This is a genomic window from Microbacterium sp. MAH-37 (assembly GCF_009758255.1).
GTDB lineage: Bacteria > Actinomycetota > Actinomycetes > Actinomycetales > Microbacteriaceae > Microbacterium.
The window spans coordinates 29,717-53,621 of record NZ_WSEN01000006.1 but is presented as its reverse complement, the minus strand read 5'-3'; the positions used below and the strand labels follow the sequence as shown (position 1 = coordinate 53,621).

The 23,905-nt window shown below is 68.5% G+C and carries 24 protein-coding genes and 1 tRNA gene; 12 read left to right on the top strand and 13 right to left on the bottom strand.

The window, feature by feature from the left end; genetic code table 11:
- The first annotated feature begins 7 nt into the window (after positions 1–7).
- Positions 8–472 (top strand): SIP domain-containing protein, encoded by a 465-nt coding sequence (locus GON06_RS06130; RefSeq protein ID WP_157311442.1) that lies wholly within the window; start codon positions 8–10, stop codon positions 470–472.
- On the opposite strand, the gene GON06_RS06125 is transcribed toward GON06_RS06130, so the two are convergent.
- From GON06_RS06125 to GON06_RS18970, 4 genes are all read right to left on the bottom strand, one after another.
- Entirely contained in the window at positions 451–900 is a 450-nt protein-coding gene (locus GON06_RS06125; RefSeq protein WP_332837207.1) for a Fe-S oxidoreductase, read from the bottom strand. The genes GON06_RS06130 and GON06_RS06125 overlap by 22 nt on opposite strands.
- Positions 897–1,694 (bottom strand): arginase family protein, encoded by a 798-nt coding sequence (locus tag GON06_RS06120; RefSeq protein ID WP_157311441.1) that lies wholly within the window; start codon positions 1,692–1,694, stop codon positions 897–899. The genes GON06_RS06125 and GON06_RS06120 overlap by 4 nt, the downstream gene beginning before the upstream one ends.
- A 65-nt stretch (positions 1,695–1,759) precedes the next feature.
- Entirely contained in the window at positions 1,760–2,506 is a 747-nt protein-coding gene (locus tag GON06_RS06115; RefSeq protein WP_157311440.1) for a PspA/IM30 family protein, read from the bottom strand.
- 106 nt (positions 2,507–2,612) lie between these two features.
- Positions 2,613–4,586, bottom strand: coding sequence for a TPM domain-containing protein (locus GON06_RS18970; protein WP_157311439.1), 1,974 nt, complete (start codon positions 4,584–4,586; stop codon positions 2,613–2,615).
- Positions 4,587–4,721: 135 nt separating this feature from the next.
- Here GON06_RS18970 and GON06_RS06105 point away from each other — a divergent pair, with 135 nt between their 5' ends.
- From GON06_RS06105 to sufU, 5 genes are read left to right on the top strand one after another with little or no spacing between them, the layout of a single operon-like run.
- Positions 4,722–5,564 carry a DUF3097 domain-containing protein gene (locus GON06_RS06105; protein ID WP_157311438.1) on the top strand — a complete coding sequence of 281 codons (843 nt, stop codon included), beginning with the start codon at positions 4,722–4,724 and terminating at the stop codon, positions 5,562–5,564.
- Between the two features lie 22 nt (positions 5,565–5,586).
- On the top strand, positions 5,587–6,306 hold the full coding sequence (gene trmB, locus GON06_RS06100; RefSeq protein WP_157311437.1) for a tRNA (guanosine(46)-N7)-methyltransferase TrmB: 720 nt from the start codon (positions 5,587–5,589) through the stop codon (positions 6,304–6,306).
- Entirely contained in the window at positions 6,303–7,121 is an 819-nt protein-coding gene (locus GON06_RS06095; RefSeq protein ID WP_332837206.1) for a CPBP family intramembrane glutamic endopeptidase, read from the top strand. Before trmB ends, GON06_RS06095 begins: the two co-directional genes overlap by 4 nt.
- A gap of 38 nt (positions 7,122–7,159) precedes the next feature.
- Positions 7,160–8,458, top strand: a complete 1,299-nt coding sequence (locus tag GON06_RS06090) for a cysteine desulfurase (protein WP_157311436.1) — start codon at positions 7,160–7,162, stop codon at positions 8,456–8,458.
- Complete coding sequence (gene sufU, locus GON06_RS06085) at positions 8,458–8,901, top strand: Fe-S cluster assembly sulfur transfer protein SufU (protein ID WP_157311435.1); 444 nt, start codon at positions 8,458–8,460, stop codon at positions 8,899–8,901. The genes GON06_RS06090 and sufU overlap by 1 nt, the downstream gene beginning before the upstream one ends.
- 6 nt (positions 8,902–8,907) lie before the next feature.
- Here sufU and GON06_RS06080 read toward each other — a convergent pair whose 3' ends face one another.
- Complete coding sequence (locus tag GON06_RS06080; RefSeq protein WP_157311434.1) at positions 8,908–9,576, bottom strand: DUF2510 domain-containing protein; 669 nt, start codon at positions 9,574–9,576, stop codon at positions 8,908–8,910.
- A 64-nt stretch (positions 9,577–9,640) separates the two neighbouring features.
- Positions 9,641–10,237: a CueP family metal-binding protein gene (locus GON06_RS06075; RefSeq protein ID WP_157311433.1), complete on the bottom strand. Its 597-nt coding sequence runs from the start codon at positions 10,235–10,237 to the stop codon at positions 9,641–9,643.
- A 77-nt stretch (positions 10,238–10,314) separates the two neighbouring features.
- Here GON06_RS06075 and GON06_RS06070 point away from each other — a divergent pair, with 77 nt between their 5' ends.
- The 3 genes from GON06_RS06070 (at position 10,315) to GON06_RS06060 (ending at position 13,028) form a co-directional block, all read left to right on the top strand.
- A complete protein-coding gene (locus GON06_RS06070; RefSeq protein ID WP_157311432.1) occupies positions 10,315–10,701 on the top strand; it encodes a DUF1304 domain-containing protein in 387 nt (128 codons plus the stop codon).
- Between the two features lie 34 nt (positions 10,702–10,735).
- Positions 10,736–10,808, top strand: a tRNA-Arg gene (locus GON06_RS06065).
- Between the two features lie 489 nt (positions 10,809–11,297).
- On the top strand, positions 11,298–13,028 hold the full coding sequence (locus GON06_RS06060) for a hypothetical protein (RefSeq protein WP_157311431.1): 1,731 nt from the start codon (positions 11,298–11,300) through the stop codon (positions 13,026–13,028).
- Positions 13,029–13,224: 196 nt separating this feature from the next.
- Here the strand turns inward: GON06_RS06060 and GON06_RS06055 are convergent, their stop codons facing one another.
- The 6 genes from GON06_RS06055 to GON06_RS06030 all read right to left on the bottom strand — a co-directional run bounded on the left by GON06_RS06055 (position 13,225) and on the right by GON06_RS06030 (position 19,204).
- Positions 13,225–14,046: an SGNH/GDSL hydrolase family protein gene (locus GON06_RS06055; protein WP_198346631.1), complete on the bottom strand. Its 822-nt coding sequence runs from the start codon at positions 14,044–14,046 to the stop codon at positions 13,225–13,227.
- Positions 14,047–14,071: 25 nt separating this feature from the next.
- Positions 14,072–14,983, bottom strand: coding sequence for a carbohydrate ABC transporter permease (locus tag GON06_RS06050; protein WP_157311430.1), 912 nt, complete (start codon positions 14,981–14,983; stop codon positions 14,072–14,074).
- Positions 14,980–15,999 carry a carbohydrate ABC transporter permease gene (locus GON06_RS06045; protein WP_332837205.1) on the bottom strand — a complete coding sequence of 340 codons (1,020 nt, stop codon included), beginning with the start codon at positions 15,997–15,999 and terminating at the stop codon, positions 14,980–14,982. Before GON06_RS06045 ends, GON06_RS06050 begins: the two co-directional genes overlap by 4 nt.
- On the bottom strand, positions 15,996–17,411 hold the full coding sequence (ngcE, locus tag GON06_RS06040) for an N-acetylglucosamine/diacetylchitobiose ABC transporter substrate-binding protein (RefSeq protein WP_157311429.1): 1,416 nt from the start codon (positions 17,409–17,411) through the stop codon (positions 15,996–15,998). The genes GON06_RS06045 and ngcE overlap by 4 nt, the downstream gene beginning before the upstream one ends.
- Before the next feature lie 102 nt (positions 17,412–17,513).
- A complete protein-coding gene (locus GON06_RS06035; RefSeq protein WP_157311428.1) occupies positions 17,514–18,266 on the bottom strand; it encodes a sugar isomerase domain-containing protein in 753 nt (250 codons plus the stop codon).
- A complete protein-coding gene (locus GON06_RS06030; RefSeq protein WP_198346630.1) occupies positions 18,263–19,204 on the bottom strand; it encodes a MurR/RpiR family transcriptional regulator in 942 nt (313 codons plus the stop codon). The genes GON06_RS06035 and GON06_RS06030 overlap by 4 nt, the downstream gene beginning before the upstream one ends.
- 75 nt (positions 19,205–19,279) lie before the next feature.
- On the opposite strand from GON06_RS06030, the gene GON06_RS06025 reads away from it, so the two are divergent.
- Genes GON06_RS06025 through GON06_RS06015 form a run of 3 tightly spaced genes read left to right on the top strand, consistent with a single transcriptional unit; the run spans position 19,280 to position 22,824 of the window.
- Positions 19,280–20,293 (top strand): N-acetylglucosamine kinase, encoded by a 1,014-nt coding sequence (locus tag GON06_RS06025; RefSeq protein ID WP_157311426.1) that lies wholly within the window; start codon positions 19,280–19,282, stop codon positions 20,291–20,293.
- Between the two features lie 32 nt (positions 20,294–20,325).
- Positions 20,326–21,993 (top strand): arginine--tRNA ligase, encoded by a 1,668-nt coding sequence (argS, locus tag GON06_RS06020; protein WP_157311425.1) that lies wholly within the window; start codon positions 20,326–20,328, stop codon positions 21,991–21,993.
- Positions 21,994–22,014: 21 nt separating this feature from the next.
- Positions 22,015–22,824, top strand: a complete 810-nt coding sequence (locus GON06_RS06015; RefSeq protein WP_332837204.1) for an LmeA family phospholipid-binding protein — start codon at positions 22,015–22,017, stop codon at positions 22,822–22,824.
- Between the two features lie 11 nt (positions 22,825–22,835).
- On the opposite strand, the gene GON06_RS06010 is transcribed toward GON06_RS06015, so the two are convergent.
- A complete protein-coding gene (locus tag GON06_RS06010) occupies positions 22,836–23,894 on the bottom strand; it encodes a YhjD/YihY/BrkB family envelope integrity protein (RefSeq protein ID WP_157311424.1) in 1,059 nt (352 codons plus the stop codon).
- Positions 23,895–23,905 lie beyond the last annotated feature (11 nt).

Genomic DNA, 23,905 nt, shown 5'->3' with positions numbered 1-23,905 from the left:
AGGAATCATGCGAACCTCCCTCGACACCGCCACTTCGCGGTCCCAGCGCCGCGAGGCCCGTCGTCGTTCGCATCACCTGGTCACGGCCGATGAGAACTCGCTGGCCGATCTCGAGCTGTTCATCGCGACGCTGCCGCTGTGCGCCTCTGGCCGCATCTTCATCGAGGTGCCCGACGCATCCGACATCGGCGTGATCGAGGCCCCGGGACGGATGACGGTCACGTGGCTCGCCCGCAGCAGCCGCACCGGCGCCACTGGCACGGGCCGTCTCTGCGCGCCGGGAGAGGCGCTCGCGCGTGCGACGTGCGCGTGGGCGGATGAGATGCTCTGCGACGACCAGATCGAGACGCGCGTCACCCTGCTCGGCGGCTTCCTCGGCACGGCCGACATCGTCGACCACCTGACCGAGTCGCTCGGCATGGATGCCGCCGCGATCAGCGTTCCGGAGAGCTACGGCCTGCTGACGCGCTGACGGCGCACATACCCGCCGTCCTCGAGTCCCGCCTCGATCTCGAAGCGGTTGCGCAGCGCGTCCCGGCCCGCGAGCAGATACAGCACGGGCATCAGGAAGCCGTAGCGCAGCCACTGCGCCTTGTGCACGGCCTCGTGCCGCAGCACGGCCTCGCCGGGAGTGCGGTCCCCGGTGAGGTAGCAGCCGCCCACGCACACGCCGCCCCGGGCGAACGTCCACTCCGGCATGCCGCGGAACACCCACAGGCCGTTCCGACGCTCGACCGGTCCGGTGCTCCACAGCGAGCCCCACACCCAGCCGACCGTCGTACCCCACCAGTATCCGATCCTGCTGATCGGCGAACGCAGCAGGAACGACGGAATGCGACGGTCGAAGCGCCGCCCCCGTGCCAGCGCCTCGTCGGCGGCGGGGCGCCAGTCTTCCGTCACGCCAGCGCGCCGATCAGCCGCAGGATCGCGCCGAGGTCGTCGACCGCGGCAACGGGGGTGCGCGGGGCGAATCCGGCGACGGTGGCGCCGGCGAGCGGGATCTCCTCACGGAGGCGTCGGATGGCCGCGGCCAGGTCGGAGGCCGAGGCGCCGAACGGAGCAGCCTCGGAGACGCCCGCGAACTCGGCCGGGTCGATGACATCGACGTCGATGTGCACCCACACCCGGGACGCGCCGGTGGCCCTGACAGCCTCGAGCACGGCATCCGCGCGGAGCAGGTCCTCCGGGGTGATCGTGGTGAGCCGGTCGAGCTCGCCTGCTTCCTCGTCGTCGACCGCGCGGACGCCGACGGTGACGACGCGGTCGCGGGGAATGCCGGGGGAGAGCGCCAGCTGCTCCTCGCCCTCGCCGAGCACGGCGCGCAGCGCCATGCCGGAGAACGCGCCGGACGGCGAGGTATCGGGGGAGTGCAGGTCGGGATGCGCGTCGCACCACAGCACCGCGACATCCGAGGTGTCGGCGACGGCGAGAGCCGCGACGGTCACACTGCAGTCACCGCCGATGACGACGGCGCCGTCCGTCCAGGCGTCCTGCAGCGCGGAGCGCACCCGCAGCAGCGAGCTGAGTCTGCGCACGCCGCTTCCGAGCGATTCGCCCGCCTCGAGCGGGACGTCCAGCGTCGTGGTCGAGGCACGGGGGAGATCACCGGCGATGGCGGCGGCACCGTCGGTGAGGAGCATTGCCCGCGCGGAGGGGGAGCCCTGCCATTGCGGGACGATCAGGAAATCGGTCATGTCAGTCGGGGGATCGGGTCTGAGGAGGGCGGGTGGGTGCCGCTGCGCGGCACCCACCCCTGGTGTCACTCGGCTTCGAGAGCCGCCTGCGGCTTCGGCGCGCCGCCGGCCTTCAGTTCGGCCAGCCGCGCCTCGACCTCGGTGAGCTCCCCGAGGTCCTCGAGGCTCTCGAACTGCGCGTCGAGCGTGGACGCCGCGATCTCGGCCTTGCCCTGGGCGAGCGCCTCCTGCCGGCGGATCTTGTCCTCGAACCGACCCAGCTCGCTGGTGGGGTCGAGCACGTTGATCTGCTTGACGGCGTCCTGCACCTTGTTCTGCGCCTCGGCGACCTTGGCGCGCGCGAGCAGCTCGCTGCGCTTGTTCTTGAGCTGCTCGAGCTTGTCCTTCATCCCGTTCAAGCCGTTCTTCAGCTTGTCGACGATCTCGGTCTGTGCGGCGATCTGCGGCTCGGCGGCGCGCGCGTCGCGCTCCTCGCTGATCTGGCGCTGCAGGGCGATCTTGGCGAGGCTGTCGAACTTGTCCGCGTCGGCGGTGCTGCCGGCCCCGCGGAGCTCGTCGGCCTTGCGGCTGGCCGCGAGGGCCTTGTTGCCCCACTCCTGGGCGGCGCGCACGTCCTCTTCGTGGTCGCGCTCGAGCAGACGCAGGTTGCCGATGGTCTCGGCGATCGCGGACTCGGCGTCGGCGATGTTGTTGGTGTAGTCGCGCACCAGCTGGTCGAGCATCTTCTGCGGGTCCTCGGCGGAGTCGAGGAGCGAGTTGATGTTCGCCTTCACCAGCGTGGAGATGCGCCCGAAGATGGATTCCTTGGCCATGGTGTGTTTCCTTTCGATACGGAAGGGTCTGTGTGGGTCTGGGTCGTCGTGTTTCGATCGTCGTCGGATCGCCTGTCAGCGGGCTGAGATCGGCCACCGGCCGAGGTCAGAATCGGCCTCCGCTCGAGCCGGAGAAGCCTCCGCCGAAGCCGCCGGCCGAAAGGCCGCCTCCCCCGCCGCCGCCGAAGCCCCCGCCTCCGCCGAAGCCGCCGCCTCCGCCCCAGCCTCCCCCGCCGTGGTTGCCGCCGCCGAGGAGCTGGCCGATCAGCACGCCGCCGAGCACCGCGCCGAGCGTGTCATTGCCGCCGCTGCCCGCGCCGCCGCCCCAGGAGCCGGTGTCGTTCTGCGCGAGGCGCAGGGCTTCGCCCGCCATGCGATCTGCCCGCTGAGCGAGGGCGAGCGCCTGCTCGGGGTCGGAGTCGGCCAGACGGCGCGCCTGGTCCCGACTGGACTGGGCCTCGGCGAGCCGGGTGCGGGCGGTGGAGCTGATCGCCCCGCGCCGGTTCAGGATGAAGCTCTCCGCAGCGGAGATCTGCACATCAGCCCGCTCCAGTGCGCCTGCCAGCATGCTGCGGGCGTGGGCGATCCTGGCCTGCTCGTCGCGGACCTGCTGCACGACCCGGTCGATGGCCGTGTTCGCGGCATCCAGCACGCGCAGCGCGTCGATCGGGTTCCGCCCGGTGCCGCCGAGCAGTCGCCGCGCGTCGGCGAGATGCTGTGTGGTCGACGCCATCGCTTGGGCGACGTAGCCCTGGGCATCCGGCAGCGCCTGCGCGGTCTGCAGGTCGCCCTGCAGCTCGGCGACCAGCGCCGAGCCGCGCTCATCGGCCGCCTTCAGATCGTTCGCGAGCTGCTCGACGGCGTCCTCCAGCTGGGTGGCCTGCTGGACGGCGCCCTCCGCGGCACGGATCGAGATCGCGGCGTCGCCGGTCCTCCCTGCGGCGATCTGCTGATCGGCGGCCGCGATCTGCTCGTCGGTGAAGGCCATGCGCGAGCGGGCCTGGGCGGTGTTGTCCGCCACGGCCGAGATCGCCGCCGCGGCATAGGTCGCGCCCAGCGCCGAGAAGATCCGATCGGCACGGTCGATCTCCGCGCCGGCTGCGGCGCGCAGCCTGCGCACGTTCTCGAGGGCGGCAGGTGCGTTCTGCTCGAGCTCACGCAGCTCATCGAACGCCGCCTTGCGCTCCTCGAGCGACTGCGTCGACGCGGAGCACAGCTGGATGATCGTCTGATTCCAGGCGATCCGCTCCTGGTCGGAGTCGGGGATCTCGTCGTCGAGCTTCTGCTGCAGTGTGAACGCCTCGTCGAGGTTCGTGCGCGCTGTCTTCAGCGCCGCGACGAACTCGCCGATGGCGTCGTCGCCGAACTGCGCTCTGGCGTACTCCAGCTCCTGCTCGCTGGACTTCACGACGTCGTCGGTGCGCACCAGCGCGATCGACGCCTGCTGGGCGAGTTCCGCGAGCTGGGCCTCCCGTGCGGCGTGCTCTGCGGCGCGCTTGCGGTTCCGGCGCACGAGCAGGACGACGACGAGGATCACGACGGCCGCCAGCACCACCAGGCCGATGATCATGCCGGTGCGTGCGGAGCGTGCCGGGCCGTCGACGACGATGTCCTGCACCTCGTCGGCGGCCGCGTCGATCGCGCCCGCCCAGTCGTTCTGCTTCAGCGAGGGAACCATCGCCTGGGTGACACGGGCGCGGTCGGCGACCGAGATCGGGCCGCCATCCGTCCTGCCCGCGATTGCGAACGTGCGGGCGTCTGTCGCGACGGCGATCAGATACTGCTGATCGCTCAGGCCGTTGGTCTCAGCGGCCGCGGTGACCCACTCGGTGTCGACGTCCGGGTTCGTGAACTCCGGCACGAAGACGAAGAACAGTCCGACGCCGGTCTGCGCGTCGAGCTCGGTGAGGCGGGCCTCGGCCGCGGCCTCCTCCGCGGAGGTGAGCACATCGCTGGCGTCGGTGACGTACACGCCGGGATCGAGCGGCCCCGGATCCGTCGCCGACGCCGATCCGGCCGCGAGGCCCGAGCCCAGGAGCGCGACCAGCAGACCCACCACGACCGTCCAGCGAGTCCGCATCCCGCTCCCTCCACCCCGATGAGCACGCCCCACGGCACGAGTCTATGCACTGGCACCGACCTGGCACAGCGCCTGCGATGCAATCGCCGTTCGCCCTGCGCGGAGCGGCGCCGCACGACCCATACCCTTGAGGGCATGGAAGACCGGTACGGATCGGATGTGCTCGCCGCGGGCTGGCGCGAGCAGGGATTCAAGAAGTCGGCGGATGTCGCCGCAGAGGCCGATCTGGTGGTCGAGGTCGCCGATGACGGCTACTGCGGGGCGGTGGTCCGGATCGAGGCCGGCATGGTCGAGCTGGAGGACTGGAAGGGCCGCCGGCGGATGTTCCCGCTCGGCGCCGGGTTCCTCATCGACGGCGAGCCGGTGCGGCTGGTGCATCCGTCGGCGAAGTCGTCGGGTCCGCGTCGCACGGCCTCCGGTTCGTTCGCCGTACAGGACAGCAGGGCACGGACGGCCCAGCCCAGCCGCATCCTCGTCGAGGGACGTCACGACGCCGAACTGGTCGAGAAGGTGTGGGGTGACGACCTCCGCGTCGAGGGCGTCGTCGTGGAGTACCTGCAGGGCATCGACCTGCTCGACGAGCTGCTGGCCGAGGCGCCGCCGACAGCGCAGCGCCGCTACGGCGTGCTCGTCGACCACCTCGTGCCGGGCTCGAAGGAGACCCGCATGGTGGAGCAGATCCTGCGCGGCCCGCACGGCCCGCACCTGAAGATCGTCGGGCATCCGTACATCGACGTGTGGCAGTGCGTGACGCCCGCCGCGCTCGGCATCCGCGCCTGGCCGGTGATCCCGAAGGGCACCGACTGGAAGACCGGCATCTGCCGCGCCTTCGGCTGGCCTGCCGAATCTCAGGCCGACATCGCCCACGCGTGGAAGCGGATCCTGTCGCGGGTGTCGTCGTACCGCGACCTGGAGCCCTCGCTGCTGGGCCGGGTCGAGGAGCTCATCGACTTCGTGACGGAGCCCTCGGGCCGCTGAAGGACCCCGGTACCCTGGAGGGATGTCAGAACCCCGCACCTTCCGTGACGAACCGGTCTCGTTCGTCCGCCGCTCCGGTCGCATGTCGGAGGCCCAGGAGCGGGCGTTCGAAGAACTCGCCCCGCGTTACCTGCTCGAGGTGCCCCGCGACGTGGCATGGACGTCGGTGCACCCGGACGCCAGGTTCGACCCTGCATCCGAGTACGGCCGCGACGCGTCGCTGATCGTCGAGGTCGGCTCCGGCCAGGGGCACGCGATCGTGCACGCGGCATCCACCCGCCTCGACGACGACTTCCTCGCCGTCGAGGTGTTCCGCGCCGGGCTCGCCCGCACGATGCTCGACGCCGACAAGGCCGGCGCGCGCAACCTGCGCCTGGTCGAGGCGAACGCGCCCGAAGTGCTGTCCTCGTACCTGCCGGCCGGCGCAGCATCCGAGGTGTGGATCTTCTTCCCCGACCCGTGGCACAAGAAGCGGCACACCAAGCGGCGCCTGGTGCGCCCCGGCTTCCCGCAGACCGCCGCCCGTGCGCTCGCCGTGGGCGGGATGCTTCGCCTCGCGACCGACTGGGAGGACTACGCGCTGCAGATGCGCGATGTGCTCGACGAGGCGCCGGAGTTCGAGCGCGCCTTCGAGGGGGAGTGGGCCGAGCGCTTCGACGGTCGCGTCATGACCGCGTTCGAGCGCAAGGGCATCGCGAAAGGCCGCGACATCCGCGACCTCACTTACCGACGAGTGCAGTGAGCCGCAGCGCCTGGCAGAGCCTCGGACCGGCGGCGCTCGTCTGCGCGGCGGCACCGGCGTTCTTCGTGCTGGGCTGGACCGTCGTCGGCTGGGTGCTCCTCGTGGCAGGCGTGGGCATCGCGGCACTCATCGAGCGCGGCCGCGTCGCCGGTGCGGAGCCGTCGCTGACCCGTGACCTCGCGCTGATCGGCGTCGGCATGCTGATCGTGCACTCGATCCCGCTGGCGGCGGAGCTGGACGACGGCGCGATGCTGCGCTTCACCCTGGCGCTCGGCGGAGCGGTCGTCGTCCCCTACCTGATCTCGCGTTTCGTGTTCCGTGACCGCGCGATCTCGTTCCCGTGGCGAACTGGACGACGCTGGGCATCGTGGCAGTGGATCTGGCTGGTCGCGGTGCTGGTGCTGGGCTGGCTGATCCTGCCGTTCTACTTCATCACCAGCGGCGTGTACCTGAACTGGCCGGTCGTGGACAGCCCCGAGCTCATCGGGCGGCTGTTCCTCGGGGTGGGTGCGGTCGGCATCTGGGACGAGCTGTTCTTCATCTGCACGGTGTTCGCCCTGCTGCGCCGGCACCTGCCGGTTGCTCCGGCGAACGTGCTGCAGGCGGTGGTGTTCGTGTCGTTCCTGTGGGAGCTGGGCTACCGCGCATGGGGACCCGCGCTGACCATCCCGTTCGCGCTGCTGCAGGGCTGGATCTTCCTGCGCACCCACTCGCTCGCATACGTCGTCACCGTGCACCTGCTGTTCGACGCGGTCGTCTTCGCGGTGCTCGTGCACGCGCACAACCCGGGGATGCTGCCGATCTTCCTGCTCTGACGGAGCCACCGCCCTCCGGCGGCTGAGAGGATTGATGCATGGACATCCGCACCGCGACCGCTGCCGCGCTGACCGATCAGGAGGTCCTCCGCCTGCGCGAGGACTTCCCGATCCTGCAGAGCGAGGTGAACGGGCATCCGCTCGTCTACCTCGATTCCGGAGCGACTTCGCAACGGCCCTTCGCGGTGCTCGACGCGGAGCGCGAGTTCGCGACGACGCTGAACGCCGCCGTGCACCGCGGCGCGCACACGCTCGCCGCCGAGGCGACCGTCGCCTTCGAGGATGCCAGGGCCGCCCTGGCGGAGTTCATCGGCGCCGACGAGGACGAGGTCGTCTGGACCTCGAACGCCACCGAGGCCGTGAACCTCGTCGCTTATTCGCTCTCGAACGCCTCAGCCGGCCGCGGCGGCCCGGAGGCCGACCGTCTGCGCCTCGGGCCTGGCGACGAGATCGTCACCACCGAGATGGAGCACCACGCCAATCTCATCCCGTGGCAGGAGCTCGCGGCGCGAACCGGAGCGACCCTGCGCGTCGTGCCGCTCGACGACGACGGAGCGCTGCGCCTCGATGTCGCCGCCGAGCTGATCGGCGAACGCACCCGCCTGGTCGCGGTCACGCACGTCTCCAACGTGCTCGGCGTGATCAATCCGGTGGAGCAGCTGATCGCCGCGGCGCACGCGGTCGGCGCCCTCGTGCTGCTCGACGCCTGCCAGTCGGCGCCGCACCTGCCGCTGGACGTGCACGCGCTGGGCGTCGACTTCGCCGTGCTCTCCGGGCACAAGATGCTCGGCCCGACCGGCATCGGGGCCCTGTACGGCCGCCGCGAACTGCTCGAGAGCATGCCGCCGTTCCTGACCGGCGGTTCGATGATCACCACTGTGACCACGACCGAGGCCGAGTACCTGCCGCCGCCGCAGCGCTTCGAGGCCGGCACCCAGCGAGTCTCGCAGGCGGTCGCGCTCGCCGCGGCCGTGCGGTACCTGCAGGACGTCGGGATGCCGCGGATCGCCGCGCACGAGGCGGAGCTCGGCGCCCGCCTGGTGGCGGGACTGTCCGCGATCGACGGCGTCCGCGTGCTGGGTGCAGGGATCGACCTGCCCCGCGTCGGACTCGCGAGCTTCGACATCCCGGGCATCCACGCGCACGACGTCGGACAGGTCCTCGACGACGCCGGCATCGCCGTGCGCGTCGGTCACCACTGCGCCCAGCCGCTGCACCGCCGTCTGGGAGTGACGTCTTCGACGCGTGCCAGCACCTACCTGTACACGACGGGGGACGAGGTCGATGCCGTCATCGACGCCGTCGCCCGCACGATCGACTTCTTCCGGAGGGCATGATGGCCTCGTCCGACCTGCAGGGGCTCTACCAGGAGCTCATCATGGACCACTCCCGCGCGCCCCACGGCTTCGGTCTGCGCCCGGCCGTGGCCGCGCAGTCGCACCAGCTGAACCCGACCTGCGGTGACGAGATCACGCTGCAGGTGCACGCCGCCCCTGACGGCACGATCGATGCGATTGCCTGGGAGGGGCACGGCTGCGCGATCTCGCAGGCCTCGGCGTCGCTGTTCGCCGAGCTCGTCGAGGGGATGCCGGTGGCCGAGGCCGAGCACCGGATCGAGGTCTTCCGTGAGGCGATGCGTTCGCGCGGGAAGATCGAGCCGGACCCGGAGCTGCTCGGCGACGCCGCTGCGCTGGGCGGCGTATCGAAGTACGTCGCCCGGGTGAAGTGCGCGATGCTCGCCTGGGTCGCCGCGGAGGACGCCCTGCACAAGCTCGGCTGATACGGCTCAGGAGTACTGCGAGACCGTCTGGAACATCTGCTCGTAGAACGACGGGAACACCGCCAGCATCCACACGATCGGTGTGAGGAACGCGGCGACCATGATCGCGATCGCCGCCCACATCGGCGCCTGCCCGGTGCCAGCCTGCCTGCGGACCACCACGGAGCGGCCGATCGGGTACACCGGGCTGAGGAAGTTCCACGCCCAGTGGAAGCGGCGCTGATAGCCCAGCGCTCCGAGATCGCGGTGATCGAGGTAGGCGAAGAGCACACCGGCTCCGTACAGCAGCAGGCTGACGAGCGAGAGCAGCATCGTCCCCAGCATCATCCCGTTCGACCAGGCGACCAGCCCGGACACGTTGGCCGCGTCGGTGGCGTACGGGTCGGTCATCATCCGACTGAACGACCACAGGTACTGCTGCATCATCTGCTGCATGAGCACGAGCTGCACGATCGTGAGCGCGAGCGCGGCCAGGGGTACGGCGACGACCGCCCAGATCCACGGCGTGTTCGTGCGGGTGCCCGCGGGGACCTGCGGGTACGGCTGAGGCGCGGCAGGCGCCGGGGGAGACGCGGGCATCGTGCTCGCCGTCCAGACGGCGCCGTCCCACCAGCGCAGCGTGCCCGGGGTGCCGTCCGGGTACCAGCCGGGAGGTGTGGGCGGAGCGTACGTCATGGGGGTCCTCTCGGTCGGCGGGCTCAGCCCACGCTACCGGGTGCGGTGGACTCGCCCGCGGCGGTCAGGTCAGCTGCAGCGTCGTCAGGCAGGTGGGGGAGTCCGCGTCGGTCGAGAACGGCTGGCCGGCCCGGCGGCCGTCGTGCTCGACGGTGATCGTGCCCTGGATGCCGCGCGGCAGCCACAGCCCGACGAATCCGTTGTCGTTGGTGGTGCGCATCTCGTCCATCACGACGGAGCCGTCGGCATCCGTGACGAGCACCCGTACGTCGGTGTTCCGAAGCTCGCCGAGACATGTCGTCAGACTGTGGAAGAAGCAGTCATGGGTGCGATCGACGTACGGTGCGACCGAAGTGTAGAAGATGTCAGTGGGCAGCGGCAGGGATGCTGTGCGTCCGGCTTCGTCCGAGAGCTCGACACGGTCGGGTCGCACCGAGGCGATGAGGTCCGTCGGACGTTCGGCCACCGGCAGCGCATCGAGACGGTCGACGACGGCGCGGGCGTCGAGACCGTCCAGGTCGTGGGTGGCGAGCAGATCGGTGGACGTCGACGAGGCATCCGGCGCGACCTTCTGCTCCGCGGCGGGGGCAGCGCATCCGACGAGGACCAGGGCCGCGAGGGCGGCGGAGACGGCGGCGGGAAGGAAGCGGCGAACTCTCATGACGCGACCATAGCGAGATACCCTATGAGGGTATTGGGAAGCTTGCCGCGCCGGCATCGGCCCGCCAGAATCGGGTCATGCTGATCGCCGGACTGATCCTCGCCGCGGCCGCCGCCGCGTTCCACGTGTTCATCTTCGTGCTGGAGTCGGTGCGCTGGACCGAGCCGGCCACGCGCCGGGTCTTCGGGGTGCATTCCGCGGAGGATGCCGAGACGATGAAGCAGCTCGCCTTCAATCAGGGCTTCTACAACCTGTTCCTCGCGCTCACGGCGCTGATCGGCGTGATCCTGGTGATCGCCGGTCAGCGGACCGCGGGCCTGACGCTCGCGCTTGCCGGTACCGGGATGATGCTCGCCGCCGCGCTGGTGCTGGTGCTCTCCGATCGCAGCAAGCTGCGCGCCGCGGCGATGCAGGGCGGGTTGCCGCTGCTCGCGGTCGTGGCACTGGCCGTCGCCTGGGCATAAGGGGACTCTGGTAGCTGATAGGCTCGTTAGGTTCGCCTCCGTAGCTCAGCGGATAGAGCGCCGGTTTCCGGTACCGTAGGTCGCAGGTTCGATTCCTGTCGGGGGCACGAACGCCGAATGGGCCGCCCCCTGGGTGGCCCATTCGGCGTTCTCACCGTCCGTCAGTTAGGTCTAGTCGGCTGAGAGGCGCGTCGCGGTGCGCTCGCGAGATACCACCTGCTCAGAGGCGCGCTGGCCGCCGATGGAACGCAGGTATGTTCTCGGGTGGGACATGCCGCTCCTGCTTGGACCCTGCCAGCATCGGACATGGATACTGGTATCCAGTTTCTCAGTCTCGCGTAGTTTCAATGACATGCTGAGGGTAAGTTCAGTCTTCGTAGGGAAATCGAATGGCATCACGCGGTTGGATGAGCTTTCAGAAGTCGCCCTGCGGCCGCTGCGGAAGTGATCGCATTCTTGGTGCGGCCTGCGACGATTGCGGAGCCGCAGCCCCAAAGAACGAAGTCAACTCACATGTTGTGCGTCGTCGTAGCGCCGTGCGTCAAATCGACGTCATCGTAGGTGAGCACTCTGCTAAAGAAGGCGATCTCCCAGACTTGCCCGAGATCGAAACAGCGGTGAAAGTGTTTACATCTGCTGTTACTCATTTCGCGGAGGAGAGCTCGCCGCAGGCAACGCAGGATCTCGCGTTGGCGATCTGCCTGATCAACGACTTGCACTCAAGGAGCGAGCGCGCTGCAGTGCTCAGACCCTACGTCGCTCTACGTGCGGCAATGCTCGAGTCGTCCGGGCGGGTAGCAGCCTTGTGGGGAATGTACCGCGAGACCTTGACGGCCCCGACCGTCAGGGAGGTTCAGCGGCTCAACGTCCGCGCCTCGGACAGCCTTCGCTCTTGGCGCGCTCCGATCGACGAGTACGAAGAGAAGCTTCGGAGGAGCATCTCTCAAAGTGGAGAAGCTGGCCAGACGCTGATCGAACGCACACTAGGTTTCTTGACGGACGCGCATGAAGGTACGCTTCTCGACATAGCATCGCTCGGTGTCGAGCGGGCTGAGCGCCTGACAGGACGGAGTGTGTCGCCAGGCGCCGGCACTCAATTTCTCGTGCAGAGTCATGTCGCGTCAGTGTGGCTCGACAACGAGAGGTTCGAACGCACCGTGGTTGAAGCATCGGATTTCTGCAGATTTGCCGACGTCGACGCTGTGCTTCGTTCTGATCTGCCGCTTCTCGGACTCGCGGCGAGCCAGCGCCGCCTCGCAGAAGCGGTCCTCGGGTTCGAAGCCATCCTCTCCGTCGAAACGGACGAGGAGACAATCTTCCGACGCCTCCTGAAGTATCACGCCGAGGTGTACGAAGAGGTAGGTGGTCCAATCTTCGCTTGGTACTTGCTTCTCTCTGGGGCCAAGACCAGACCATATGAGAAACTCATTGAAGAGGGCGCGACGGCTCTCGCGAAGGCGGTCAACGCGGAAAAATCTCTAGCGTCGTGGTTCCAGGGTAACGAGAGGCTCCTTCGCAATGCGCCCTCTCACGTCGGCGGATACTGGATCGAAAAAGACTTAGTCCACGTCACACTGGGAAGCGAGAAGATCTCTCAATCAATTGGTTGGTTTGTGGACCGCGCATACACCTTTCTTGAGTCGGTGATGGCGACCTCCTGGGCACTTTTCAACGAACTGGAACGCCGAGACATCGACATTCCCTTTTCCGAGGCGGACAAGGCCTATCTTGGGCTGACGTCGTTCGCGATGGCTGACATGTTCGCAAAGATGAGCTTCGGAGCTCTCGAGTGCCGAGACGATGACGGTGATTGGCATTTCGCACTTCCTTCCGGAGAAGCTGACGCGGTCGCTAAGGCTGTAGCTCTCATGACTACAAATGCCGATGTTCGGTCGGTAACTGTCAGCCGAGCGGGAGCCGAGTCCACGCTTCGCGTCAGTCTGACGGCATGGGAGACATATGAATCCGCCGTGATTGACGCGTCTGTCGAAGACATCGTTGTCGCGGGAGTGGAGTTTCGAGCGGCTTGCACGCTGCGCGGAAAATCTGCACTCAGCGAGTCCGACTTGCGAGCTGCGGTAGGCGTGTTCGGCTCAAAGCTCCTTGCCGGTGACCTGACTCTCGTGCGGCAGCTCCGGAGATTGGATCGTCTAGCCGTCTCCCACTCCTACGCCGAAACGCACAACAGAATTGTCAGTGCACTTGCAACATTGAGGGCGGACGATCAGAGCGAGCGCGCGCGTCTGGCGGCTGACTTTCGAATCTGGATGCAGGGAGACTTGAGTTTGCCCACCGCGGACAGCGCAGTCGTCGTGCGAACCGCCTGAGTGCACATGTAGCCAGGCGTCGCAAGCAATGGGAATCACAGATAACTCTGCGGGCTTGACGCTCACCAAGCGTCCAGATATCGCGAACTATCACCCCGGTTGCGTGCGAAACACGCGACGAGAACGCTACTCGTGCAACCACTCTTGGGTAATGGACTGACGCGGTACGGAACGCGCCCGTCAGTCCAGGCGACGCCTACTTGCCCGGTGCCACCGGCTGCACGGTCTCGGCGGGCTCCACCGCGACGGTGACCGGCGCGGCCTCCATCTCCTTCAGCGCGGCGGCCACCTTCTCCGCCAGATAGCGGTGCCCGTCGTTCGAGGGGTGATCCCTGCCGATGCCGGTGTCGATGATCCCGGCGTAGTTCTGCGGGGTGATCCAGTTCTGCTGCACGGGGGAGATGTACCACCAGCCGCGCTGGGCGGCGAGCTCCTGCAGATCGCGATCGATGCGCGCAGTCGTCCTCTCCACGGGCAGCACCTGCGGAGCGGGCCCGAGCACGACGATCCGGGCATCCGGATAGATGTTCGCGAGGCGATCCCAGGCAGCATCCACCGCCGGGCGGTACCCCGCGGCCGGCAGCCGGCGGTCGTTGATCGATCCCTCGATGACGACGAGGTCCGGCCGCAGCAGCGGATCGAGCTGATCGATGCGCGGGCCGTAGGCGGGGCCGTCGAGTCCGGGCTTCAGATAGCCGCTGCCGCGCACGCCGTCGACGACGGTCGTCCCGTCCAGGAGGTCGGCGAGCCGGTAGGCGTAGCCGTCGGTCGGCGGCGTCGCCGCCGACCCGTAGGTCCACGAGTCGCCGAACACCAGGATGCGGGGATGGTCGGGCAGCACCAGGGGAGCGGGCGCCTCGGCGTTCGCCACGCCGGAGGACGCGGACAGCGCCACCGGGTCGGCGGGATGCAGGCGCAGCATCCCGAACCCGATCGACGCCGCCGTCACGAGGACGGCGGCGCCGATGAGGATCGCGCCACGCAGGGGCATGCGTGGACGACGGGAAGGCGGGGTCATGATCCGAGGATAAGCGCTCCGCCGACTACTTGGACGTGCCCTGGGACACGGACCCCTGCAGCTGGCGCTGGAACAGGATGTAGACGATCAGCACCGGAATGATCGTGATCATCACGGCGGCGAACATCTGGCCGAAGTCCAGTGCGTAGCCCGCGGACGACGCGTAGGACGCCATGCCCTGCGACAGCACGTAGTTGTCGCGGTTCGTGTTCAGCGAGATCGGGAGCAGGAACTGGTTCCACAGGCCGAGGAAGTTCATGATCGCGACCGCCGCCATGCCGGGCTTCGCCATGGGCAGCATCACCTGGAAGAAGGTGCGCCACTCGCTGGCGCCGTCCACGTAGGCGGCCTCCTGGATCTCGTAGGGCAGTGACTTGAAGAACGAGAACAGGAAGAACACGGTGAACGGCAGAGCGAACGCCACATAGGTGATGATCAGACCAGGCAGCGTGTTCAGCAGGCCCATGCCCTGCAGGATGAAGAACAGGGGAACGATGGCGAGGAACACCGGGAACGTGAGGCCGGCGAGCATCAGGTAGTAGATCACGCGGCTTCCGGGGATCTGGAACCTGGCCAGCACATAGGCGCACATGGCGCCCAGCACCATCACCAGCACCAGCGCGCAGCCGACGACGATGACGGTGTTCACGAACATGCCGCCGAAGTTGTTGTCGACCCAGGCGCTGACGTAGTTGTTGAAGTTCCACTGGGCCGGCAGGCCGAACGGAGACTTGAAGATCTCCTCGGTCGTCTTGAACGAGCCGATCAGGGTCCACACCATCGGCAGGATGACGATGAGCGACCAGATCGCGAGGATCACGTGCGAGGTGCCGCCCACCACCTTGTCGCCGGCGGTCGACTTCGTCACATGCGTCTCGGGTGCGGAGCGCCTGCTCTTCTTCTCGACGGTGACAGCGGCGCGCGTGTCGGTGCTCATGCGCGTCCTCCTTCATCCTTGCCGCCGATCAGGCGGAAGACGCCGATCACGAGAGCGGCGAACAGCAGTGTGATCACGGCGAGAACGACACCCATGGCGGTGGCGAGGCCGAACTGGCCCTTCTCGAACGCCGTGCGGAACAGGTACTGGCTCATCACCAGCGTGCTGTTCGAGGGGCCGCCGGTGGAGTTCAGGCCGGCCATGTACACGAACGCGTCCAGCGCCATGATCCCCAGGTAGATGTACGCGGTCTGCACGTTGTCGCGCATCTGCGGGAGCAGGATCGAGGTGACGGTGCGGAACCGCCCTGCGCCGTCGATGCGGGCGGCCTCGAGGGTCTCCCCGGGGATGCCCTTGATGGCGGCGATGAACAGGATCATGTAGAACCCGACCATGCTCCAGACGATCACGAAGATCGTCGCCCCCATGGCGGTGCTCTGCTCGCCGAGCCACGCCCACTGGCCGTTGTCGATGCCGAAGACGCCGAGAACGCCGTTGAGCAGACCGGTGGGCGCGTAGATCATGCTCCACAGGATCGCGATGACGATGGCGGGGATGACGTACGGGAAGAACGACACCACCCGGTAGAAGCTCGAGCCGCGCAGGCCCCTGACGTTGCCGTGGCTCGGGCCGCCGACGGTGATCATGCTCGCGAAGATGAGGGCGATCACGATGGTGATCAGCGGGACGACCACGGCGAGCAGGATGTTGTTCCCCATCGCCTGCAGGAAGGTCGGGTCCTGGAACAGCTTGACGAAGTTCTGCAGACCGACGAACTGCATGTTCGGCGAGAACCCGGTCCAGTTGGTCATCGAGTAGTACAGCGCCTGGATGAACGGCGAGATCACGAAGACCAGGAAGATCACGAGGGGGAGGACCAGGAACACCAGCAGGAACGAGGCGTAGTCCCAGGTCAGCTTGCGAGGAAGCCCCGCACGGGGCGCCTTGCGGCGCCCCGTGCGGGGCGCGGTCACCGTGACGGTGTCCGCGACCTCGAGAGGTGGGATGGTGCTCACTTGATCTCGATCTTCGTGATGGAGCTGTCGTTCGCGACCTTGTCCACCAGCGCCTGCAGCTGCTTGGTGATCTCGGCGACCGTCATGCCACCGGCCAGGAACGTGTTCCAGATCGGGAGCTGGTCGGAGTTCATGCCGTACAGGTTGGTCGACTTGATCGTGAAGACGTTGTCACCGGCGGCGTCCAGCATCTTCGACTGCGACTGCAGAGCGGTCGAGCCGAAGCCGTCCTCGGGGACGGTGCCCTTGACGATGGTCGGCGCCAGCTTGTTCTTCGCGAACCAGGTGGCCGATTCCTTCGACAGCATGGTGCGCAGGAGCTCCTTACCGCCGGCCGGGTTCTTGGCCTTCGACGGGACGATGAACGGCTCACCTGCCTCGGCGCGCATGAAGCCCGCCGGGGTGGTCTGGTTGCCGTCCAGCGGGAGCTCCGGGATACCCATCATCTTGAAGTCGGGCGCCGTCTGCTTCTTCATCTCGTTCTCGATCCACGAGCCCGAGGGGTAGAGCAGCGCGGCCTCATCGAGGCTCCACTGCGACTGGGCCTGGGTGAACTGCGTGCCCGCGCCGCCCGGCTTCATGTAGCCGGCCTGGATGAGGTCGTACAGGATCGTCAGGATGCTCTGCAGCGTCGGGTGCGACCAGGCCTTCGGGTCGAGGTTCTCCAGCGGCAGGCGGACGTCGTCGCCGGACTGGATGACCGCGGAGTCGATGACGAGCGTCTGGTAGTACGTCGCCGCCTCCTTGCCCCAGAGGAAGAGGTACTTGCCCTTGGCCTTGGCGGCAGCGCCGAGGTCGGGCAGGTCCTGCCAGCTGGTCGGGACCTTGAAGCCGTTCTCTTCGAACAGCGACGACGAGTACCAGAGGCCGTACACCGTCATGACGTAGTTCAGAGCCTTGAACTTGCCGTCGAAGGTGCCGGGATCCTTGACACCGCCGTAGAGCGTGTCGCTGATCTTCTCGCCTTCGAGGTTGTTCGCGTCCAGAACCGAGTCGAGCTCCTCGAGCTGGTCGAGGATCGTGTTCCAGCCGATCGAGTTCGCACCCGAGTTGTCGATGAGGTCCGGCGGGTTGCCGCCGACGAAGCGCGGCTGCAGCTCCTGCGCGATCTTGGTGGACGAAGAAACCTTGACGGACACGCCGTCGAGCTTCTTGTTGGCGTCCATGATCTTGCCGGAGTTCTCGACGTAGTCCACGCCGTAGCCGCCGTCGAAGATGACGGCATCGACCTTGGAGTTCGCGGCCACGCCGAAGGGGTTGTCAGCAGTGACCTCGCCCTTCTCGCCGCCGCCGGTGCTGCCGCCGGGCGCCGCGCACGAGGCGAGCGTCATGCCGAACGGGACCAGCGCCGCCGTGGCGATGGCTCCGCGCAGCAGGTTGCGGCGGCTGATGGAGGTGTTCTCGATTTCCATCTTGTGACTACCTTCCCTGGTGTTGGGGATGTGTGGTTTGTGGTGGCCTTGCGGCCCAGGGTATTCGTAACTCTGCTCTTCGTGGATAACGATCCGGCGGCGTCAGTTGCCGCGTCGGATGCGCTCCGCGTAGAGCTCTTCCAGTGCGTGGTTGTGTTCGTCTCCTCCCGGGATGTTGGCAGAGATGTACATGGGCGGCACGTGGCCGGTCTCGGCGATCCGACGTGCGACGCCGAGGGTCAGGAGCTGCGCGATGAACGCGGCGGTGATCGAGGAGATCGCCCCTGCGCCGATGCCGTCGGCGACCTCCAGCGTGGAATCGCCGTAGGGCGCCAGATTGTCGATCACGACGTCGGCGACCTCGCTGAGGCGCTTCCCGCTCGGATGTTTCGGCTCGACCTTCGAGGTGTGATCCAGGCTGGTCACGGCGATGACGGGATGGCCGTGCTCCTTCGCCCACAGGGCGACGCCGACGATCGAGCCGTTCACGCCGGAGTTCGACGCGATCACGAACACGTCGTGCTCACCGACCGGGGTGATCGCCATGAGCTCGTCCACGAGCCAGGGCTCCCGCTCCAGCGCGGCGTTCAGGATGCCGGCGTCCCGCTCGCCGTGCAGCACCAGGTCGCGCAGCGCGATCTTGTTCGTCGGGATCAGCCCGCCGGCGCGCCCCGCGATCTCCATCGCGAACGCCTCGGAGTGCCCGGTGCCGAACGCGTGGATCACGCCGCCGTCATCGATGGCACGGGTGAGCAGTGAGATCGCGCCGTCCAGACCTCCGTCCTCGGCGAGCGCAGTGATGCGCTCGAGGCGGCTGGTGGCCTCGCGCAGCAGGTCGGTGGCGGTGGCGGTCATCGGGTCTCCTGGATTCCTCGGGGCAGGTGGGCTGTGGAGCGCCAGCGCGGACGCCGCAGTCCGGCGACCGCACGAGCGGTGTCTTCGAGTCGGGCCTTCGACGCGGGAAAGTCCTGCTGGGCGATCAGGAAGTAGAGCAGGTCGATGGCGAAGAGCTGCGCATGGGGCGCTGACAGGTCATCCGGGCGTGCGGAGGGCGACTGCGCGGCCGTGGTGATGACCTCGTCCGCCGCATCGGCGAGTGCCGAATGGGCGTCCTGCGTGATCGCCACGGTGAAGGCGCCGGAGGCTGCGGCGCGGGAGAGCATCTGAACGGTGTCGATGGTGCTGCCCGTGGTGGACATGCCGATCGCGGCGCTGGTGCTGCCCTGCAGCGCCGCCGAGGTGAGGCCGTCGTGGGCGGAGGTCCACAGGTGCGCGTTCACACCGATCCGGTACAGGCGGTCGCGGAGGAACGCGGCGATCGTCCCGCTGGCGCCGACCGCGTAGATGTCGAGATGGTCGCACTCGGCGATCGCCTTCGCGGCGCGCTCGACCGCAGCCAGGTCCAGACGGTCGACCGTCGCCTGGATGGCGCGGCCGTGCGTCTCCAGAAGGGTCTGCATGAGGACCTCGGGCGGATCGTTCTCACCCAGGACCCGCCGTGCGCGACGCGGTGCCTCGTCCGTCGCGCTCGCTCGCCCGATCTCGGAGGCCACGCGGACCCGGAACTCCGTGTAGCCGTCGAACCCGATCAGGCGGCAGAACCTGGTCACGGTCGCCGCGGACGTGTGCGCGCGCGAGGCGAGTTCACTGATCGTCCACTCCAGGGGCGCAGCGGGATCCTGCTCCACGACGTCCGCGACCCTGGCCATGGCGGCAGGCATGCGCCAGCGCCCGGCGTCGATCCGGCGCGCGATGCTGACATCGTTGCCGGGTGAGACTGTCCGTGGCACCATTGCCTCCAGTGAAAATTGCATACGTTTGGTAAGCGTCTTTCCGAAATCTATTCTCATTCCGTTCTGAGGTCAACGATGATCACGTCACAATCCGATAGCGACCGGCTGATCGTCGGCATCGACGCCGGCGGCACGTCCACCAGGGCGACCCTTCTGACGAGGGCCGGCGACTGCGTGGGATACGGGAGATCCGGGAGCGGGAACCCGACCTCGGCAGGAGCCGGCCTCGCCGGCGAGAGCATCGTCGACGCCGTCGGGCAGGCGCTCGCCGCCGCGGGCCGCGAGATCGGTGCGATCGATCACGTGGTCGCGGCGATGGCGGGCCACGGCGCGAGTGGCGAAGTGGGCTGGCTGGCCGACGCGCTCGCCTCCGCCGGGTACGAGGGTGCACTGGACTTCGAGTCCGACCTGCTGGCCCTGTACTTCTCCGGTACGGCCGAGAAGGACGGCTACGCGATCGTCTCCGGCACCGGCGCAGCCGTCATCCGTGTCGTCGACGGACGTCTGGAGGCGACCGCCGACGGCGTCGGCTGGTTGCTCGGCGACCGGGGGAGCGGCTTCTGGCTCGGCCACCAGGCGGCGCTCGCCGCGGTCGAAGACCTGGACGGACGCGGCCCCGCGACCGCGCTTACCGCGGCGGTGGTCGACGCGATGCAGCTCGTCCCGTCCGAGTTCCCGCTCGCCTACGGTCGCCACGCGCAGCTCGAGGCGCTCATCCGCACGATCTACCTCGGCCGCCCGGTCGAGCTCGCACGGCTGGCGCCACTCGTGTTCGGCGTCGCCGGGGACGACGAGATCGCTCGCGGCATCCTGGTCAGGGCTGGTGAGCTGCTCGCGCAGTCGTTCGGTGCGGTGCACCGGGGTCCGGGGCCGCTGGTCGTCGGCGGCAGCGTGCTCGCGCAGGAGGGGCTGCTCTCCGAGACCTTCCGGCGCCTGGTCCGCGAACGTGAACCGGAGGTGCGCTTCATCCCGGTCGCTGACGGAGTCGTGGGCGCGGCGGCGCTCGCCCTGCGGCACGCCGGTGCCGAGATCGACGCGGCCGGGCACGCACGGCTGGCGGCGTCGGTCACCGCAGCGCGCGCCCGGTGACGCCCAGGAGCACCGCGTAGACTAGAAGGTCTATGAACCCGGAAACGCTCGCCCAGGAAATCCTCGCCGTCATCACCCCGATCGCGGCGGCGCTGCGACCCGGGGAAGAGGCCGGCATCACGGCATCCGACATCGTGCTGGAGCGTCCGCGCAACCGCGACCACGGCGACTGGGCGTCGAACATCGCCATGCGCCTGGCCAAGCGACTCGGCACCAATCCACGCGACCTCGCGCAGCAGATCGCCGACGGGCTCGTGCAGTCCGACGGTATCGCCACGGCCGAGGTCGCCGGGCCCGGGTTCCTGAACATCCGGCTGGATGCCGCCGCCGCCGGCGCACTGGCGAAGACGATCGTCGATGCGGGCGAGGCCTATGGCACGAACGACTCCCAGGCGGGCGTATCCGTGAACGTCGAGTTCGTCTCCGCGAACCCGACGGGTCCGCTGCACATCGCGCACACGCGCTGGGCGGCACTGGGCGACTCGATCGTGCGCCTGCTGCTGGCGAGCGGCGCGAACGCGGTGCGCGAGTACTACATCAACGACGCCGGTGTGCAGATGGAGCGCTTCGGGGTCTCGATCGTCGCCGCGGCCAAGGGAGAGCCCACGCCGGAGGGCGGCTACCCGGGCGAGTACATCACGACGCTCGCCGGTCGCGTGCTCGACGCTCGCCCCGACCTGCTCGGCCTGCCGGACGACGAGCAGCTCGTCGTCGCGCGCGACCTCGCCTACGAGTACCAGCTCGCCGAGATCAAGAACTCGCTGGCAAGGTTCAACGTGCCCTTCGACGTCTGGTTCTCGGAGCGGACCCTGCACGCGGCATCCGACGGCGGCGGTCCCAGCCTCATCGACCAGGCCGTTGACCGGCTGCGCGAGCAGGGGCACGTCTTCGACGAGGACGGTGCGGTCTGGGTGCGCACCACCGACTTCACGGATGACAAGGACCGCGTCATCCGCCGCTCGAACGGCGAGTACACCTACTTCGCCGCCGACGCCGCGTACTACCTGAACAAGGGTGACCGCGGCTTCCAGAACAAGATCTACCTGCTCGGCGCCGACCACCACGGTTACGTCAACAGGCTCAAGGCCGTCGCCGGCGCCGCGGGTGAGGACCCGGAGAAGAACATCCAGGTGCTGATCGGCCAGATGGTGTCGATCAACGGCGCCCGCCTCAGCAAGCGCGCGGGCAACATCATCGAGATGGACGACCTGCTGAACTGGCTGGGCAGCGATGCGCTGCGCTATTCGCTGGAGCGCTCACCCGCTGACTCGCCGCTCGACCTCGACCCCGAGCAGCTGCAGAAGCGCACCAACGACAACCCGGTGTTCTACGTGCAGTACGCGCACGCCCGCACGCACAACGTGGCCCGCAACGCGGGCGACTCGGGCGTGGACCGCTCGGAGTTCGTGCCGGAGACGCTGACCCACGAGACCGAGTCGGCGCTGCTGGGCGCACTGCAGGAGTTCCCCCGCCTCGTCGCGTTCGCGGCCGAGGTGCGCGAGCCGCACCGCATCGCGCGCTACCTCGAGGAGCTCGCGGGCCTGTACCACCGCTGGTACGACAACTGCCGGGTCATCCCACAGGGCGACGATCCGATCGAGTCGGTGCACCGCACCAGGCTGTGGCTGAACGACGCCACCGGCGTCGTGCTGCGCAACGGTCTCGATCTGCTCGGCGTCACCGCGCCCGAGCGCATGTGACCGGCCTGAGAGGATGACCGGGTGAGCGACACCTCCGCGTACCCCACCCTGCCCCTGCCCGACGACCTCGTGCAGCCGGCTCCGCGGCCCAAGCGCCGCGCGCGCTGGCCGTGGGTGCTGCTGATCATCGTCGTCGTGCTCGCGGCGCTCGCGGTGACCGCCGAGCTCGTGGCGCGCGCCGTCGTGCCGAACGTGGTCCGCAGTCTCGTCATCGAGAACATGGACCTGCCCGCAGATCAGCAGCTGGATGTCCAGACGTACGGCCTGCTGGTGCCGCAGCTGGTCTCCGGACGCCTCGGCCGGCTCGACATCTCCAGCGACAACGTCGAACTCGGCGGAATCACCGGGGCGGTCGACGTCATGGCCACGGGGATCCCCCTCGGCGGCGGTGCGATCGGTCACGCCGAGGGCACGGTGACGATCCCGGAGGATCAGTTCGCCGCGCTGGTGAAGAAGTCCGACCTGCCGGTCGACGAGATCGCCTTCGACGCGCCGGACGTCACGGTCAGCGGCGGCGTGCCGGTGCTCGGACTCTCGATCCCGGTCTCGCTCACGATCACCCCGGGTGCGGATGCCGGCGAACTGCTGCTCACGCCGGTGTCGGCGACACTGGGCGGCATCGACATCGACCTGGCGCAGCTGGCCGACCGGCTCGGAGGGATCGGCTCCGGCCTCGCCGAGACGCACCGGATCTGCATCGCCGACCAGTTGCCGGCGGGGCTCACGCTCACCGGTCTGAAGATCGTCGGTGACACCGCCGTGGCCGACGTCGACGTGGACGGCCGGATCGCCGTCGATCCTGCGCTGCAGGAGAACGGCACCTGCCCCTGAGCGGAGTCCGGTCAGGATTCTCCGCGCTCGCTGGATACCGCGCGCTGCGCCTGCCGCAGCGTCGAGGTTGCGGCAGCGACCTCCTGCTCGGCGCGGCGCAGCCGGTACTGCGCGAGCGTCTGCGCGCCGTGCCTGCTGCGCACCCGATCGGTGCTCTCCTCCGCGGCGATCGCGATGTAGGCCGTCGCGAGCAGGATCACCTGCGTGGACAGGTTGAGCCAGATCAGCAGAGCCAGCAGTGATGCGAACGAGGCCAGCAGCGGATTCGCCTTCGCGCCGCTGACGAACAGCCCGGAGAGCTCCTGCAGGACCAGCAGTCCGAGCGCTCCGCCCAGCGCACCGCCCCAGAGCGCACGCCGCGGAGGGGTCACGCCGGAGAGCGTGCGGAAGGCCGCGACGATCAGGACGGCGTTCAGCGCGAGGACGACGAGCAGCGAGAGCACGCGCACAGACCAGAACACGGCATCCGAGTCCTCGGGCAGGCCCACGGCATCGGCCGACCAGCGCACGGCGAGGCGGCCGGCGAAGGTCAGCGCTGCCGCCGCGAGGAACGTCGCGCCGATCACGATCGCCAGCAGCAGGTTGCGTGCGGTCGCGCGCAGCCAGGGGGCGTCCTCGGATGCGGTGCCGGAGATGGTGCGGATGGCGGCGCGCAGCGAGTTGATGCCGCCCATCGCCGCTCCTATGAGGCCGATCGCGGAGAGTATGCCGGCGACGGTGAGGCCCGCGGGAGCGCGGATGCTGGACGGATCGACGATGCCCCCCTCGCCCTCCTGCGCGATCAGCCCCGGCAGCGCGGCGTCCACCGCCGAGACGACCGCGTTCCACGCCGCGTCGTCGCCGGCCAGCCACAGGGCGGCCACCGAGAAGCCCAGCAGCACGGCGGCGAACACGGCGAACAGCGCGCGATAGGTGACCGCGTCCGCGAGCATCGGGCCGCGGCGTGCGAGGTGCAGCAGCACGGCCCTGACCAGGCGCAGCCGCAGCGCGGAGCGGATCAGCCTGTCCCGCAGCCCGGTCAGTCCGCCGGAGGCAGGAGGCGAGGGTGTCGCGGACGCTTCGTCTTCCATCGGCGCCACCT